The following is a 15,306-nucleotide window of genomic DNA, read 5'->3' as shown; positions in this document are numbered from 1 at the left end:
TTCAACCCATCATGATGGGGAACTTCCCCCCTTTTTTCAATACCCGATCCTGGGCTTTGGACGAGCAGTAAATCTCAAATATCTCAAAAACCTCGAAAATCTTTAATTTCCCTTGACAATCCGAGGTTCGCTGTGTATAGTAAAGACACAACCTCCAGTCCCCCCCTTTTGATACTGGCTTCCAGAGTTTTCCTCCTTTCTCTGGGAGCCTTTTTTTCGTCCCGGATCCAGGCAGAACAGAAAAAGGCCGGCGACAGCCGGCCTTCTCGATCACTCTCAGGGGTTAGTAATAGCGATATGAAGAGCTCCGGGAGCGATCGCCGCCGAAAGAAGACCGACGGCGCTCATGAGCCTTGTTGACTCTCAGTTGTCTGCCTTCGAGTTCATGCTGGTTGAGTGCACTGATGGCTGCTTCTCCTGCCTCTTCGCTTGCCATTTCCACAAAGCCAAAGCCCTTGGAAAAACCCGAATCGCGATCGGTGATGATCTTCACCGACTCGACCTCTCCGTACTGCTCGAAGAGCTGGCGGAGAGTGTCCTCCGTGGTCTGGTAATTGAGATTACCCACATAAATCTTGAAAGACATACAAAAAAACCTCTTTCCCCTAACGGGGTCATCATTCACCCTATCTACGATAGGGGAGTATACGGAAGCAGTGAGGAATGGAGAAAGGCGAAGAAGCTCTCATCATCCTACATTCTGTTTCCTGCTACTCAGATTGTATAGTAGCCTCATTCGTCTCACCCGTCAAGTGTTTTGTCTGAGCTCAGGGTGTTCAGAGGTGGACCTGCAGGTGATGGGTTGCGGTCCTCTCACCTGTGAGAGGATCGAAGATGTGCATCCGTGAGGGGACGAGGCCGACCTCATCGCCCTCCGAAGGGGAAGTGCCCGAGGGGACCGGCACTTCCACGAACACCCGGTCCTTCACTTTGAGCCGCATGGCTGCTTCCATGGCGAGGGGGCTCTTGAAGACCGAGACCACCTGGGCGGGCAGGATGTAGTCACCGGCGACACGCGGAGACCTGAGGGAAAAGTCTTCGGGCCGTATGCCTATCACCTTCTCCCGGTATTCGGGACCCATGAGATCCCCCGGGATCAGGTTGATGGCCGGGAGAAAGGGGTGTGGATGGAAGAATTCGGCCACGAAGAGGTTTCGGGGCGCCTGGTAGATCTCCTCGGGGGTCCCGGCCTGCTCGATCTTCCCCTCGCGCATGACCACGAGCCGGTCCGCGAGCAGGAGGGCCTCGTGCTGGTCGTGGGTCACGTAGACCGTGGTCACGTCGAAGTAGGAGAGGAGGGCCTTGAGCTGACGCCGGTATTCCTCCCTGAGAGGCTGGTCGAGATGGGAGAACGGTTCATCCATGAGGAAGAGGGAGGGATCACGGGTGATGCACCTTCCTATGGCGACGCGCTGTTTCTCCCCGCTGGAGAGGTTGGGAGGAAACCGGCCGGAGAGGTGTTCGAGCTTCACCCCCAGGAGTTGGCTCGTACGGCGGTACTTCTCTTCCGCTTCCATTTCCATCTCGTCCGACCACTGCTTCGTCCATTTCTTGAAGAAGAAGTAGGAGAGGATGTTCGTCTTGACGGTGAGGTGGGGGTAGAGTGCGTAATCCTGGAACACCATGCCGATCCGTCTCTCGCCCGGTGGGAGCTCTGTGATGTCCTTTCCGTCGAAGAGCACTTTCCCCTGGTCGGGGGGGAGGAGCCCACCGATGATGCGGAGGAGCGTGCTCTTTCCGCATCCCGTCGGACCGAGGACCACGGTCGTTCGCGCATCGGGGATGGTGAGATTCACGTCCGTAAGGGCGAAGTGAGGCTCTCTGGGGCCGAGGAGGGCCCCCTTCTTCCGGAAGAAGTTCTTGAAACTGAACGATGGGTAGAAATACTTGTACACGTGGACGAGGTTTATCTCTGCCACACTATGAGTATATACTGTATCCGATCATCTGTCAAAAACTTTACGGGTTCACCTTCACCGGTACGGGTGAGACTCCGACGGGCCGCCTCGCGAGGGCAGCCCGGATGTATCTCAGTACCGCCCCGGTGGAGTCCTCGGTGCAGATAGGCTCGGACGTAGAGGGTTGCCGGGGAAATGTCTCTATCTGATGGATGAACTCGGTGAGCTTCTCCTTCAGTCGGGAGGGTGGGGCGTGGAGTCCCCGGCCCGATCGTTCCAGCATGATCGCGTTGAGCCTCTGTTCGTATTGTCCCTTGAAGGGGATGGCACACACAGGCTTTCCCAGATAGAGGGATTCCGCGATGATCTGGTGGCCTGCTCCGGTGATCACACCTCTGCATCGGGCGAGATGAGTGGGAAAATCTTTGTGCGGGTCCGGGAAGAGATCGTAAGGGACCTGCAATTCTTCCAGGATGTCCAGCACCTGTGCCTTGAAGCATGGTTTCGCGTACACGAGGAAGCGCTCCCCCGGTGTGGGGGCCTGCTCGCGTATCTCCTTCCGGATGAGTGGTCCCACCGTGCCTCGGTAGAACGAGGAGAGGAGGGGGGTCCCGCCGGAGGGCATCATGAAGAGGGACACCAGTTTGGCCGCCAACGCATCGGGGAAGAGAGAGAAGCTCCTCAGCACCACTCCCGGGTGGTTGAGGAGCAGACAGGGGATCCTCTCCGCCACTGCCGCCCTCGAGAGGAACGGCTCGTAGTCGCTTACCACGAGGCCCACGCGTTCCTCACGCAGGGATGCGCGGAGTCCACCGAGGATCTTGGGAAAACGCAGGAAGAGGGGGATGTTGGACCGTATGGTTGCCGGATAGTTGATTTTGAACTCCTCCGTGATATAGTGGATGTGGGGAAGGTCCCGGAGCACCACTCCTTCCCGGGTGAACGGCTGGAAGAGGGAACGGATGGTGTGTGGTGTGTAGACGATCACCCGATACCGCTCGACGAGAGAGGGGAGGAGGCTGAGGGCTCTGGATGCATGTCCCCTTCCTTCTCCGTTTATCCCCAGGGCGATGGTCTTTCGTGGTTTCATATCACGAGAGGTACACCGAATGGGTCAGTCCGGCGTGAACAGAATGTGAGAAATTCATTATATTGAGAGTGAAAGGAGGGCAGAGATGGCGTTGCGTTCGTACGAAGAACACGTGGTGGACCATGCAGGTGTTCGACTCTTTTACCGGCTCTGGATTCCGGACCAGGTGAAGGCGGTGGTCATCGTGGCCCATGGTTTTGGGGAGCATTCGGGCAACTTCGTGGAACTCGCGGGACGGCTTGCCGACGAAGGGTGTGCCGTCTATGCGCCGGATCACTACGGTCACGGACAATCGGGGGGATCCCGCGGCTACATCCCTTCGTGGGACGTCTTCCACGGGGAGCTCTCCCTCTTCAGGGAGAAGGCCGCACGTGACTTCCCCGACCGGCCCGTGTTCCTCTACGGACACAGCATGGGCGGCACGATCGTGCTCGAGTACGCCGTGACCGAGGGTGAGGGCCTCGCCGGTGTGGTCGCCTCGGCTCCTGCCCTCTCTCTGGAGGGGATTCCCCCCTGGCGAAGGACGCTCGGACGCCTTCTGGCCGCCCTTCTTCCCGGGCTCCGTATCCCCTCGGGACTCGATACAGGTGGCCTCACCAGGGATCCGGTGATGTTGAAGCGCCTTCTCTCCGATCCTCTCTCCCACGGACTCGGGAGTCCGCGACTCGTTGTTGAGATGGAGGGTGCCATCACCCGCTGCCATGAGCGGGCGCCAGGTCTCACGATCCCCCTCCTCGTGCTTCAGGGGCGTAGAGACCATGTGGTGTCTCCACCCGCCACCGAACGCTTTTTCCAGCACGTAGGGAGCCCTGACAAGCGGCTCCTATGGGTCGATGAGGGGTTGCACAAGCTCGAGCACGACCTTGCCCGGCAACATGTCCTGGAGGAAGTGCTCCTCTGGATACGCACTCATCTCCCTGGAAGGTGAGCCGGACCCCCTCACATGAGCAGGTCCCTCCTCCATACGAGTCCCCCGCCGGGCTTCCCACAGGCGAGGCCTGCGTTTGCACCCGCGTCATGGGGTAATCGGTTCCCCATGGTCGAGCAAGGCCTTGTCGATTCCTTACCTTTTTAATAATATATTAGCATGGTTATATAGAGAGCCACGGAGGTTTTATGAAGATCTATCTCGTATACTATTCGACGTACGGTCACACCTATAAGATGATCCAGGCAGCAGCCGAAGGGGTGAAGTCCGAGGGTGGAGATGCGGTGATCCGACGCGTACCGGAGACGGTCTCGGAGGAGATTCTCTCCCAGATGGGGGCCCTTGACTTCTACAAGGCGCAGGCCCACGTACCTGTCGCCACGGTGGAAGAGCTCACCGAAGCCGATGGCTTCATTTTCGGGAGTCCCACCAGATTCGGGAACATGGCGGCTCAGATGAAGGCTTTTCTCGACGCAACCGGCCCTCTCTGGGCGAAAGGTGCCCTGGTAGACAAGCCCGCGGCGGTGATCACGAGTTCCAGCACCCAGCACGGGGGTCAGGAGTCCACCATACTGAGTTTCCACACCGTGCTCCTCCACCATGGTATGATCCTGGTGGGTCTTCCGTACACCTTCCAGGGCCAGATGGAAAGGAACGAGATATCCGGTGGCTCTCCCTACGGTGCCTCCACCATTGCGCTCGCAGGAGAGGAGGGGAGCAGGGAGCCCACCCCAAACGAGCTCGAGGGGGCCCGCTTCCTGGGAGCGCGGCTTGCCCGGGTGGCACGAGCCCTCAAGGGATAAGGTTTGGCATGATCGGGGCGCATGCGCTGCCATGCGCCCCTCTCTTGTGGGCGTGCGGGACGGGGAGTATCATACGGCATTCCCCGATGAGGAGGTCACATGGAACTCGGCCTTAGAGGAAAGACGGCCCTCGTGGCTGCGGCGAGCTCGGGACTGGGGTTTGCGGTGGCACTGCGTCTCGCCGCCGAGGGGGCACGTGTGGCGATCTGTGCCCGCTCGGAGAAACGCATCACAGAAGCAGCCGAACGGATTCAGGGAGAGACCGGATCCCACGTGCTCCCCGTGGTCGCGGACCTCAGCAGGAGAGAAGATGTGGCTCGCTTCGTGGAAACGGCCCGTCGGGAACTGGGGCCTGTATCCATCCTGGTGACGAATACCGGAGGGCCTCCTTCCGGTCCGCCTCTCTCATTTTCCGACGATGACTGGGAGGCCGCTTTCGGTCTCATCTTCTACAGCGCCCTCAGGCTCATCCGAGCTGTGCTCCCGGACATGGAGGCGCAAAAATGGGGGAGGGTGGTGTCCATCACCTCCATTTCGGTGAAACAGCCCATCGATACCCTCGTGTTGAGTAATGCAACGAGGTCGGCCCTCACCGCCCTCGTGAAGACCCTTTCCACTGTCTATGCCTCCCGGAGGATCACCTTCAACACTGTGGCGCCCGGCCCCATCTCGACCGGCAGGATGGAGCAGCTCATCCAGCACGCGATCTCCCGCGAGGGGCTCTCCCCGCAAGAGGCACTCTCACAGTGGATCAGCGACATACCCATGAGAAGGCTTGGGAAGCCGGAGGAACTCGCTGACCTGGTGGCCTTCCTGTGCTCGGAACGTGCAGGCTTCATCACCGGTACCACCGTCCCGGTGGACGGCGGTGCAGTGAGGGGGCTCTTCTGAGGCTCCCTTCAAACAAGCGAGAGTTCATAGTTATGCGTATGCACAAGTATATATATTAAAGTGTGTTATGATACCCTACACGGACTCCCCCGGTCGATAGAACAAGTCTCTCTCCACGTGATGGAGCACGAGTTTCCAGGCCTCGGGCACCGCAAAGGCTGCCTTCACCGTACCGCACACTATCGCCACCTCCCCCGGCCGGTAGATCTGACTCACCTCGCACTCCGCCCACCCGGCTACCCCTTCTGGAACAAGCGCGTCCACAACCTCTCCTCGCCGTGAGGGAATACCGAATCTTTCGAACTTGTCGATATTTTTCCCCGAGACCTCGCCCGTTTTCAGCACGAGTTCCTTTTGCCGGAAGGTGGGGAGGGCGGCGATGAAGGTCCCTGTGGCCTCGATGTTGTGAAACGTCGCATGCGAGGGATCGCACACAAAGAGGAGCTGTGTCACCGGCTCGTAGTCGAGTGGGCATGTCCATGCAATGGGGGCAAGGTTGTATCTGCTTTCTGGAGATCGCGTACATACCAGGAGTATCCCTCCCCCGTTGAAGATGGTGTACGCCTTCTCAGGGGCGATCGCACGATATTCCATAGATATCTCTCCTGGAGCCACATAAAAAGTGTGGGAGTCTGATTACGTATTCTATCATAGATATGTCATTTTTTCCATTTCCTCAGGATATCGTTCGCCCACTATCCGGATGCGCGAGAGGGCCTCGTCGATCTCCTTGAGGTCCTCGGGAGAGAGCTCCAGATCCGCCGCGCCTATGTTCTCCTTGAGCCGCTCCGGCTTGGTGGTGCCCGGGATCGGTACGATCCACGGCTTCTGCGCGAGGAGCCAGGCGAGGGCGATCTGTGCAGGCGTGGCTCCCTTCCTTCGTGCTATCTCCTTCACCAGGTCCACCAGGGCCATGTTCGCCTTGAGGAACTCGGGCTTGAAGCGGGGGATCCTGCTCCGGATGTCGGTCTCGTCGAACCTCGCCTTCTCGTCGATGGTCCCGGTGAGAAATCCTTTCCCCAGCGGGCTGAAGGGCACGAACCCTATCCCCAGCTCCTCACAGGTAGGGAGCACTTCCTCCTCGGGTTTGCGCCACCAGAGGGAGTACTCGCTCTGCACCGCGGTGACCGGAGACACGGCATGGGCCCGGCGGATGGTCTTCGCCCCTGCCTCAGAGAGACCGAAGTACTTCACCTTCCCTTCATCGATGAGGTCCTTCACCGCCCCCGCCACGTCCTCTATGGGAACGTTGGGATCGACCCGGTGCTGGTAGTAGAGGTCGATCGCCTCCACCCTGAGCCTCTTGAGCGAGCCCTCCACAGCCTTCTTGATGTGCTCCGGCCTGCTGTTGAGCCCTTTCCAGCCCGGTCTCCCGTCAGGATAGAGCTCGAAGCCGAACTTGGTGGAGATGACCACTTCGCCTTTGAAGGGTTCGAGGGCCTCTCCTACGAGCTCCTCGTTGGTATAGGGGCCGTACACCTCAGCGGTGTCGAAGAAGGTCACCCCCAGCTCCACGGCTCTACGAATGAGATTGATCATCTCCTTTCTGGCGGGGAGAGGCCTCTGTCCGAAGCTCATACGCATGCATCCAAGCCCGATCGCCGAGACCACGGGGCCGTTGCTTCCTAATCGTCTCGTCTTCATCGTCATCCTCCTGTGGTATTCGTTGTTACGTCAAGTATAGAGATAGTCCCTGCGCGAGGGATACTCTAATAATGGGAACTATTTGCCTGATTCTCCAGAAGATGGGAGGATTGGTTGAACAATGGAGGAAGAGGAGGTACCCTTCATACGAGACGAGAGGAATGGCCGCCGCCTGCCGGGAGGAAGACATGGGCGAAAGGTTCGAAGAGATACGGTCGCGACTCTCCAAAAAGCTTCTCCGGTATACCGCAGATCGGGAGCACATCGAGTACGAGATCCCTGGGCTCCTCATCCACAGGGTCACCCAGCCCACCGAGCCGGTGAGCTACCTGCTTCCTCCCAGTCTCTGCATGGTGGTGAGTGGAGCCAAACGTGTACTCCTCGGTGAGGAGGAGTATCAGTACGACGCGCACCACTTTCTCATCTCATCCCTGGACCTGCCGGTGGTGGCGAGTATTGTGGAGGCATCGGAGGAATCCCCCTACCTCGGGATGCGGCTCGAACTCGACATGGAGGCCCTCCTCGAGGTGGTCTATGACCCCGGCGTCGTCTCGCTCGCCGAAGTCCGTTCCTCGAGGGCCATGGCCATAGGTGAGATGACCGCTCCGCTCCTTTCCTCCTTCGAGCGCCTCGTGGACCTCCTGGAGGAACCCGACCACATCCCCGTTCTCGCGCCTCTCGTTCACCGGGAGATCCTCTATCGGCTCATCCTGAGCGGCCGGGGCGCACGCCTCAGGCAGATCGCCACCATAGGGAGTCACTCCCACCAGATCGGCCGGGCCGTTGCCTGGCTCAAGGAACACTTCGCCGAACCTCTGCGAATCCCGGAGCTCGCCGCTCTGATTGGTATGAGTCCTTCCAGTTTCCACCAGCACTTCCGTACCCTCACCGGCCTGAGTCCCCTCCAGTACCAGAAGCGCCTCAGGCTCAACGAGGCGCGTCGGCTCATGCTCCAGGGGCTCGATGCCTCGAGCGCCGCCTTTCAGGTGGGATACGAGAGCCTCTCCCAGTTCTCCCGCGAGTACAAGCGCCTCTTCGGCCTTCCTCCACGGGAGGACATACGGAGACTCACGCAGAAGGACGTGACCCAGCGGGCATAGGGGAGGGAATTATGGCGTATACTGGTAACGAGGAGGTTTCCATGGCTGACGAAAGAGCCCCATCTAAGTCCTCAAAGGAGGAGGCGAGGAGGAGAAAGAAAGGGAGGGGAGCCGGAGAGAAGGAAGTGCGGGCGAAGCTCGCCGAGATGGGCGAACCGGACCGCACCATGGCGGAGCGACTCCACCGGCTCATACTGGAGGAGGGGCCCATGCTCACGCCGAAGACCTGGACGGTATGCCGGCGCATGCCAGGGGAGGTGGAGATGCCTTTTCCCGATGTTTCCTTCAGGACCTCCCAATCGACGAAGCTCCGCAGCACCAGTCGTGCAGCTCTGGATACCGTGTGGCGTTCCCCATATTGCTCCCGCACACGGCGCTGTACCTTGCTGGCTGTGGCCGTTCCCTGGTGCCTGAGCAGTCGCCCCACATGGGCCGCTACTACGGCCCCCCAGAACGGATAAACCGCCATGGCCATGCCCCAGTGGACCGCGATATGGTCCTCACGCGGCAGGTGTGAGAGAAGCTTGAGGCCTTCCCGCTGAGGGGGATGGAGGTCGCGCGGGGGCGGACCAAGATCTTCATCAGGACGGTGATCACCTTCTCCCGATTGCCGCGTTTGGCATTCCCGCCGACAGACAGCTTGTCTTCGAGCAGCGCTTGGAGGGCGCCCCCGATGGACGCCTTGTCGTTTCCGGCAAGCACCAGGTTGGCCGTTCTCTCCAGCCATTCAAGACGGACCCGCTGGCTGAAACCGATCTGGGTCAGGCGACTGTTCATGGCGTACCCCCCTGTGCGCCACTTTTGCGGGCGGCCTTCGGGCCGTGCAAATCGGCTGTCCTGCCGATTTGTGATAAATAATCTTGATAAAATGCTCATCGAGGATGGCCGGAATTCTCATGCCGCGGTAATGGCGGCGCAGCAAGACCCGGAGCAGGTCCGATGGCTGCTTGATGAGTTCCGGCGCGATCTTGAACACATGACGAAGGACGAACTCCTTCGTAGCGTTGTCGCCGAGCTGCCCCGGCGCGTGCTTCGTCTGCGCATCGAACAAGGCGTCGAGATCAGCCCGGTCGAGCGCTGCGACCATGGGATAGCTGAGATTCGGGAAGAGATCGCTTACGGAGAACGAAAGCTTGCGGCCAGCCTGCAGCAGGTCGTAGGGCAAGGCTCGAGATCGCTCGACGGCGATCTCACCACCACCAGGTCGGTTTCTTCGCCACGGTCCCAGCGGGAGTGGAACTTGGATTCGTAGGCATAGCGAAAGGCGACATGATCCTCGAACGGGATCAGCTCAAAGCCCCGTTCCCGGATCCCTTCGAGGACACCAAGGATTTATGAGGATGGCCCCATAGACCACCCGCTGAAGATCTTCTCCACTTGGGCAGAGTCGAGCACGTCACCGGTCTTGTCGATGCCGAACTCTTCGAAGATGACCGCCAGTTTCTCCTCCAGGACCTCGAGGACGCGGTGTTCCACCGAGTCCTCGAACACGAAGTTGATGGCGCGCACCGTGTGGGTCTGGCCGATGCGGTCCACCCGGCCGATGCGTTGTTCCAGGCGCATCGGGTTACAGGGGATGTCGTAGTTGATGATCACATGGCAGAACTGGAGGTTGAGATCCTCACCTCTGGAGTCCGTCGAGATGAGGATGCGGGCATCCTTGGCGAATGCGTCCTGAACCCGCTTGCGCTTCTCTCAGGGCAGCGACGTGGGTCTCAGTACCGAGGGATGAAAAGCGACCGCCCCCACGTCGGTGGCTCGGCGCTTCTCCGTGCGGATGACAACAGAGCCGTAACCTTCGCGAGATGACTCACTCATTACACAGCACCTCAGTTTGCGCCAATACAAGCTCAGTGGCCTGTTCTTGCTTGTCAGGCGGATAGCCATATTTACGCAGGATACGTTTCACCAACACACGCAATTTCGCCCGCGCACTCTCCCGCTTGCTCCAGTCCACGGTCACGCTCCTGCGCACGCGCTCCACCAACTCCTGAGCAATTTGCTTCAGCGTCTCATCGCCCAGCACTTGCACGGCGCTTTCGTTGGCGGCCAGCGCATCGTAGAAGGCGGCTTCCTCTTCAGACAGGCCGAGTTTTTCGCCGCGCCGTTGCGCTTCGCGCATTTCCCTGGCCAGGGCGATCAACTCCTCAATCACTTCCGCTGCAGCAATGGCACGGTTGTGGTACTTCCTGAGCGCCGCTTCCAGCAGTTCTGAAAACGCCCGGGACTGCACCACATTTTTCCTGAACCGCACCCGGATTTCGTCCTGCAGGAGTTTTTTCAGCGTTTCCACGGCCAGGTTCTTCTGGGGCAATGCCCGCACTTCGGCCAGGAATTCGTCCGAAAGGATGGAGATGTCGGGGCGGTCAAGCCCTGCCGCTGCAAAGATGTCCACCACTTCCCGACCTGAGATTGCTCTGGAAATCAACTGCCGCACCGCGGCCTCGATCTCCTCAGGAGGTCGCTCAGCCGAACTGACGGTTGCCTTGATGAGGGAAGCGCGAATCTCCTGGAACAGGCCCACCTCGTCGCGGATCGCCAGGGCCTCCTCGTGGGGCACGGCCAGGGCAAAGGCTTTGGACAGCGCCGCTACGGCCTGCAGGTAGCGCTTCTTGCCGTCTTCCTGCTGCAGGATGAATTCCATTGCATCGGCAATGCCCTGCAGGCGCTCATCCGGGGACGCATGGAGTAGGCGGCGGTAGTCGAAGCCGTGCAGAATGCCCTGCACCACCTCGTACTTCTCCTTCATGACGGCCACCGCTTCTTCCTGGTCCACGGCGGCCTTTCCACGCCCGCCGCTTTCGGCATACACAGCCAGAGCATGTTTGAGCGAGTCGGCGATGCCCAGGTAGTCCACCACCAACCCGCCGGGCTTGTCGCGAAAGACACGGTTCACCCGGGCGATGGCCTGCATCAGGGTATGACCGTTCATCGGCTTGTCGATGTACATGGTGTGCAGAGGCGGGGCATCGAAGCCGGTCAGCCACATATCCCGCACGATGACGAGTTCCAGTTCATCGTCCGGGTCCTTGAACCGGCGGGCGATGAGTTCGCGGCGCTCCTTGTTGCGGATATGCGGTTGCCAGTCGTGCGGATCGGAGGCCGAGCCGGTCATGACGACCTTGATTTTTCCCTTCGTATCGTCGTCGCTGTGCCATTCGGGGCGCAGTTCGGTGATCGCCTTCAACTCTTCTTCTTGTAGGCTTTGTCAAACTCGCGAAGTATGGCCTGGCTATAAAAGGTCTTTTTTGGTGACTTGGGGTTCTGAGGGTCCAGTCGCCGAATGTGAGCAAATTGGGGATTGTTTGCTAAACTCTTTCGAAGCTGATGATATTCCTTATCCACCTTGAAGTTGGAATACCGTCTCCTACACTGCTCGGTTAATTCACGGTAATCCCACGGATAACGCTCGCGGATTTGTTCTTCGGTTAGCCGCACTGCCGGCGCATTGGGATCAATGGCAACCCGAACCGGTGTTGCTGCCAGCGACTTTGAGCGCACGAAGCGAACTTCGATGTTGACAGCAACAGAGTAGCGGGCATTGGGATCGGCGTCGGTGTTTTCGAGGCTTGCCAGATACTTTAGAAACCTCTTTTCCTCCCGGTTCAGTTCTACCGCTTCGGTGACCGGAGGAGCCACGAACGACAGCGGCATAAGGTAAAAGTTGAAGCGGGATAGGTCTTCGTTGAACCAATCCTGCGCGGCGGCAGCAAAATTCTTGACGGCAGCCATACCGATTTCCTGGACGCGCTCCGCAAGCTCAGGACTCCGGTGGTAGAAGTGGACCGCTATGTCGCGCAGTTCCGCAAGCGCGTCCAGATTCTTGCGACAAGCTTCGTCCAGAACCTTCTGTTCGGTCAGCTTCTTCGTCAGATAGTCTATGCTATGGGTGAGCAGGCTTCCCGAGCGCGTCCGCTTGTAGCGCGGCCGCTTGCTGCCTCCGCCTTGCCGCACGTAGAGGCTGCTGAGGCGATTCCTGTTCATCGCCAGCCACTTAGCTTTGAGCAAAAGCTCCCAGGCATTGAGCGCCAGGATGGTGAATGACTCGGCCCGATAGGGAAAATCGGGTTTGTTGTAGATGTCAATCGCCGCCACCATGGCGGCGATGGCGCGGTCGAGCAGTTCACGGCTCCGGGCTTTCATGAGCGTTTCCCACGCTTGCGCAGGCGGCTTTTTCGAGCATAGGACGGATACTTTTCATAGACCGTTTCGAGCAAGGCGTTGTGGTCGAGATCGCCATAGGTCTCGATGATCCCCGCAGCTGCTTCTTTGAGATCGTCGGGGAGAGCAGAGAGTGCCTCCTCGGCCTTGGCCGGGTCAGCCAGTGTGATTTTCGTCTTTTCCTCTTCGGCGTCGTTCTCCACCCGCACCAGGCCCTCGGCCTGCAGGGTGGCAAGATCGTCATAGAGTTCCTTGGCGAAGGGGCCGTAGTGGTAAGGAACGAAATGGTAAAAACGCCTGCGGTCGGCGTTGCCTTCCATTTGTAGCAGGAAAACGTACTTCATGAGCGCCGTCACCAGCACCGCAGCGGCCCGTCCGGTCTGTTTCGCCTTCTCGGCGATGAGCGCCAGAACCACCAGGCGCGGCAGCCGCTCATAGAATGCCTGCCGCTCCGCAATCCAGTCGGCGTTGGCGGCCTCCCATTCGGCCGTCAGCTCGCCGGTGAAGGCACGGGAGAGGAGACCATCGAAGCAACTAGACGAAAGACTTAATCCCTCTTTCAGCTTCCGGGAAGCTTCCATCAGTTGGCTTGCCTGTAAGCAGAACGATCGTTGTAGGGGAATTGGCGGGACAATTATTCTCTCCTGCTTCATAAGCTCCGGGCCAAAGCGCGGCATCTTTGTTCCTTGGGACTTTTGTACGGCTGTGGCCACAAAAAAGGGGAGGCGAAGGTAAATAGCCAAAAACTCTCTTAGCAGCTTAGGACCAGGCCGGAGAGGGACTAGTTCCGTACTGCAAATACCACTGGTATGTGGCAGAACAACCTTGTTCAGGTAGGGACGTAGCTTGCAATAAAGCACATGATCGGAAGTGAAGGAATACTTCGCACTACCTATCTCGCGCCCGTCTGTGGGATGGGGGCCGGTGTAGTTTCCTGTATTTGATTCTATGTGTTCCGGTGCCAAGTAGAGATAGGTCTTACCGGGTTCCGGTTTGATGAGGGCTGTGTCAAAGTGCACTAAAGACCCAATCGGTTCTGTCTCCCACCCCTTCGGATTCGTTGCCGGGTCGCCGAACATCTCCAGGAAGAGCGCGGGCAGGATTTTCTCCGCCAGCTCCAGCGCCTCTTTGCGCTTGCGCCGAATCTCGTCGGCCTTCTGCAGGATCTCCACAATCCGCTCCTGGACGGGGAGAGGGGGGAGGGGGACAATGATGTTTTCAAGTATATCTTTACCAATAGCCTTGAACGTACTGCCTTGTCCTTGCTCACTGAGCCAGGGCTCTATGTGCTTGAACCAGAAGTACAAATAGAGAGTCAGCGCATTCCTCTCGCCGCGTATTGCCGCAAGGCCGCGGCCAATACAACAGCGGTGGCTTGCGAGATTTGTAGGCCCCACAGGCGCCCGAACCGAAAGCAGGATATCCCCTGGTTCCGCAGTCTTCTTGGGTGCGGAGCACCACACCCGCGGGGTGGGTGACACGTCACCAAAGTCAGCCTTTCCCTGGTAGAACGGAAGCCCCTGTCCTTGTTCGTTGTACGTGGTTCCCGGGGGTGACTGTCCCATAACGACGGTCGCGATTTGTCCGTCTCCCAACTTGGCCCACTGCCAACCCTTGGGAAGATAGTTCTGTTGCTTATTCATCGTCCACCCTCCCATCCAAGAACGTTATTGGCCTTGTCAAGGAATTGCTGCGTTTCCGCCGGCTTGAGGTACCTGGCTTCACCGTTCTCACAGAGGAACCAGGTGGTACCGGGCAGCGTGAGCGCAGATCGGAAGCGCCAGAGCGGTGTCAGGTAGGCCTTCAAGGCGTCCGCTTCGCGCTGATGGTCGCTCTTGGACGCAAAGCACGGCTGCAACTGGCGAGCCCTCTCACGGTTGAGCGAAGTGAAGACGAAGCCATAGGCATGCTTGTGCAATGCCGCGAGGTACCGATCCTTGCCTCGGTCGTATTGGACTTCAAGATATTCGCGAAGGTATCTGACAATGCGCTGGGCCGCACGCTGCTGCTCAAGGGCTTCCTGCCAGAAGAGGACTTCCGCGGCTTCCTCTTTGCGGCCATTGCGCTGCGTGAGAACGAAGAAGACGCACGCTTCGTTTATTGCGGCTGCAGCGATCCACGCGTCTGCAAGGATTCGCTTGCAGGTTACGGAAGGCTTGAGCTTAACTCCGCCAAACTCGTTTGTGTCTGATAAGAGATGATCTGCCAGCCCTGGACCTCGACGAACGGGCTTTATCGTTTTGCTGGTATCAAAGCATGTACGCGGAAAATTTTCCGCCAGCCATTCTAAGGCGAGTTCCTTGAGATAAACGCAGGTGCCGGCAGGAAGTGCTTGAGCCAGTTGAGCATCGTTCGTTATGAAAAGAGTGTGGCCGTTGGTGATGCTTGTTGCGCCGATCAGGGCGTCGGGTGTCTTGAGCGACATCTTTTTGCCAGGAACGAAAGTCCCGCGCAGTCGGCCAGCGGCCCGCGCCACATCACCGTTAACATCGAGCACCTGGAAATGACGGTCCAAGATGGCGAGGAGATCGAGCTCAGGATCGTAGCCCGTGTTGCGGTGGGCGAAATGAACATGGGCAAGAAGCTCGGAGACGACGACAGTGCTGACATAGAGCTCGATCCGACCGTCGAGCGCAGCGCGAAAAACAGGGTCGAGGCAGTCCGCCCAAGGTTGCGCGGGCGGATCGCCAATGTAGTACTGGACGCAACAGGTATCGAGTGCTACCTTAGGCTTCTGCACCACTCGGCCGTTTAAAATTTGCTGTAGCTGCTCAACCGCCCAAGCCATACC

14 protein-coding genes and 3 pseudogenes are annotated in these 15,306 nt (G+C 58.9%); 5 read left to right on the top strand and 12 right to left on the bottom strand.

Annotated features, from left to right (window positions below; genetic code table 11):
* Position 1: 1 nt before the first annotated feature.
* The 4 genes from SPITH_RS12090 to SPITH_RS06245 form a co-directional block, all read right to left on the bottom strand.
* A complete protein-coding gene (locus SPITH_RS12090; RefSeq protein ID WP_155816516.1) occupies positions 2-274 on the bottom strand; it encodes a hypothetical protein in 273 nt (90 codons plus the stop codon).
* Between the two features lie 9 nt (positions 275-283).
* Entirely contained in the window at positions 284-586 is a 303-nt protein-coding gene (locus SPITH_RS06255) for an RNA recognition motif domain-containing protein (protein WP_014624838.1), read from the bottom strand.
* 190 nt (positions 587-776) lie between these two features.
* Positions 777-1,919: an ABC transporter ATP-binding protein gene (locus SPITH_RS06250; RefSeq protein ID WP_014624837.1), complete on the bottom strand. Its 1,143-nt coding sequence runs from the start codon at positions 1,917-1,919 to the stop codon at positions 777-779.
* A 40-nt stretch (positions 1,920-1,959) separates the two neighbouring features.
* Positions 1,960-2,988 carry a glycosyltransferase family protein gene (locus SPITH_RS06245; RefSeq protein ID WP_014624836.1) on the bottom strand — a complete coding sequence of 343 codons (1,029 nt, stop codon included), beginning with the start codon at positions 2,986-2,988 and terminating at the stop codon, positions 1,960-1,962.
* A gap of 85 nt (positions 2,989-3,073) precedes the next feature.
* On the opposite strand from SPITH_RS06245, the gene SPITH_RS06240 reads away from it, so the two are divergent.
* The 3 genes from SPITH_RS06240 to SPITH_RS06230 all read left to right on the top strand — a co-directional run bounded on the left by SPITH_RS06240 (position 3,074) and on the right by SPITH_RS06230 (position 5,610).
* Entirely contained in the window at positions 3,074-3,916 is an 843-nt protein-coding gene (locus SPITH_RS06240; protein WP_014624835.1) for an alpha/beta hydrolase, read from the top strand.
* 188 nt (positions 3,917-4,104) lie between these two features.
* Complete coding sequence (gene wrbA / locus SPITH_RS06235) at positions 4,105-4,719, top strand: NAD(P)H:quinone oxidoreductase (protein ID WP_014624834.1); 615 nt, start codon at positions 4,105-4,107, stop codon at positions 4,717-4,719.
* 99 nt (positions 4,720-4,818) lie between these two features.
* Complete coding sequence (locus tag SPITH_RS06230; RefSeq protein WP_014624833.1) at positions 4,819-5,610, top strand: SDR family oxidoreductase; 792 nt, start codon at positions 4,819-4,821, stop codon at positions 5,608-5,610.
* Between the two features lie 75 nt (positions 5,611-5,685).
* Here SPITH_RS06230 and SPITH_RS06225 read toward each other — a convergent pair whose 3' ends face one another.
* Both SPITH_RS06225 and SPITH_RS06220 read right to left on the bottom strand, forming a co-directional pair.
* Positions 5,686-6,204: a flavin reductase family protein gene (locus SPITH_RS06225; RefSeq protein WP_014624832.1), complete on the bottom strand. Its 519-nt coding sequence runs from the start codon at positions 6,202-6,204 to the stop codon at positions 5,686-5,688.
* A gap of 54 nt (positions 6,205-6,258) precedes the next feature.
* Positions 6,259-7,254 carry an aldo/keto reductase gene (locus SPITH_RS06220; protein WP_014624831.1) on the bottom strand — a complete coding sequence of 332 codons (996 nt, stop codon included), beginning with the start codon at positions 7,252-7,254 and terminating at the stop codon, positions 6,259-6,261.
* Between the two features lie 188 nt (positions 7,255-7,442).
* Between SPITH_RS06220 and SPITH_RS06215 the strand changes: the two genes are divergently transcribed.
* The gene (locus tag SPITH_RS06215; protein WP_014624830.1) at positions 7,443-8,354 is read left to right on the top strand and encodes an AraC family transcriptional regulator; all 912 of its coding nucleotides are present in this window, start codon (positions 7,443-7,445) and stop codon (positions 8,352-8,354) included.
* A 41-nt stretch (positions 8,355-8,395) separates the two neighbouring features.
* Positions 8,396-8,815 (top strand): hypothetical protein, encoded by a 420-nt coding sequence (locus SPITH_RS12240; protein ID WP_014624829.1) that lies wholly within the window; start codon positions 8,396-8,398, stop codon positions 8,813-8,815.
* A 392-nt stretch (positions 8,816-9,207) separates the two neighbouring features.
* Here SPITH_RS12240 and SPITH_RS11985 read toward each other — a convergent pair.
* From SPITH_RS11985 to SPITH_RS06170, 6 genes and pseudogenes are all read right to left on the bottom strand, one after another.
* Positions 9,208-9,680, bottom strand: a pseudogene (locus tag SPITH_RS11985) (BREX-3 system phosphatase PglZ); the annotation flags it as partial.
* Between the two features lie 36 nt (positions 9,681-9,716).
* Positions 9,717-10,049, bottom strand: a pseudogene (locus SPITH_RS06195) (helicase-related protein); the annotation flags it as partial.
* A 115-nt stretch (positions 10,050-10,164) separates the two neighbouring features.
* Positions 10,165-11,535: pseudogene (locus SPITH_RS06185) on the bottom strand (DUF3387 domain-containing protein); the annotation flags it as partial.
* Between the two features lie 2 nt (positions 11,536-11,537).
* The gene (locus SPITH_RS06180; RefSeq protein ID WP_014624826.1) at positions 11,538-12,497 is read right to left on the bottom strand and encodes a DUF3644 domain-containing protein; all 960 of its coding nucleotides are present in this window, start codon (positions 12,495-12,497) and stop codon (positions 11,538-11,540) included.
* Positions 12,494-14,158, bottom strand: a complete 1,665-nt coding sequence (locus SPITH_RS11780) for a restriction endonuclease subunit S (RefSeq protein WP_014624825.1) — start codon at positions 14,156-14,158, stop codon at positions 12,494-12,496. Before SPITH_RS11780 ends, SPITH_RS06180 begins: the two co-directional genes overlap by 4 nt.
* Entirely contained in the window at positions 14,155-15,303 is a 1,149-nt protein-coding gene (locus SPITH_RS06170; RefSeq protein ID WP_014624824.1) for a type II toxin-antitoxin system VapC family toxin, read from the bottom strand. The genes SPITH_RS11780 and SPITH_RS06170 overlap by 4 nt, the downstream gene beginning before the upstream one ends.
* Positions 15,304-15,306: the final 3 nt, after the last annotated feature.

It is taken from the genome of Spirochaeta thermophila DSM 6578 (assembly GCF_000184345.1).
In the GTDB taxonomy this organism is placed as follows: domain Bacteria; phylum Spirochaetota; class Spirochaetia; order Winmispirales; family Winmispiraceae; genus Winmispira; species Winmispira thermophila.
The sequence above is the reverse complement of the archived record's forward strand: the minus strand, read 5'-3'. Positions and strand labels throughout refer to the sequence as shown.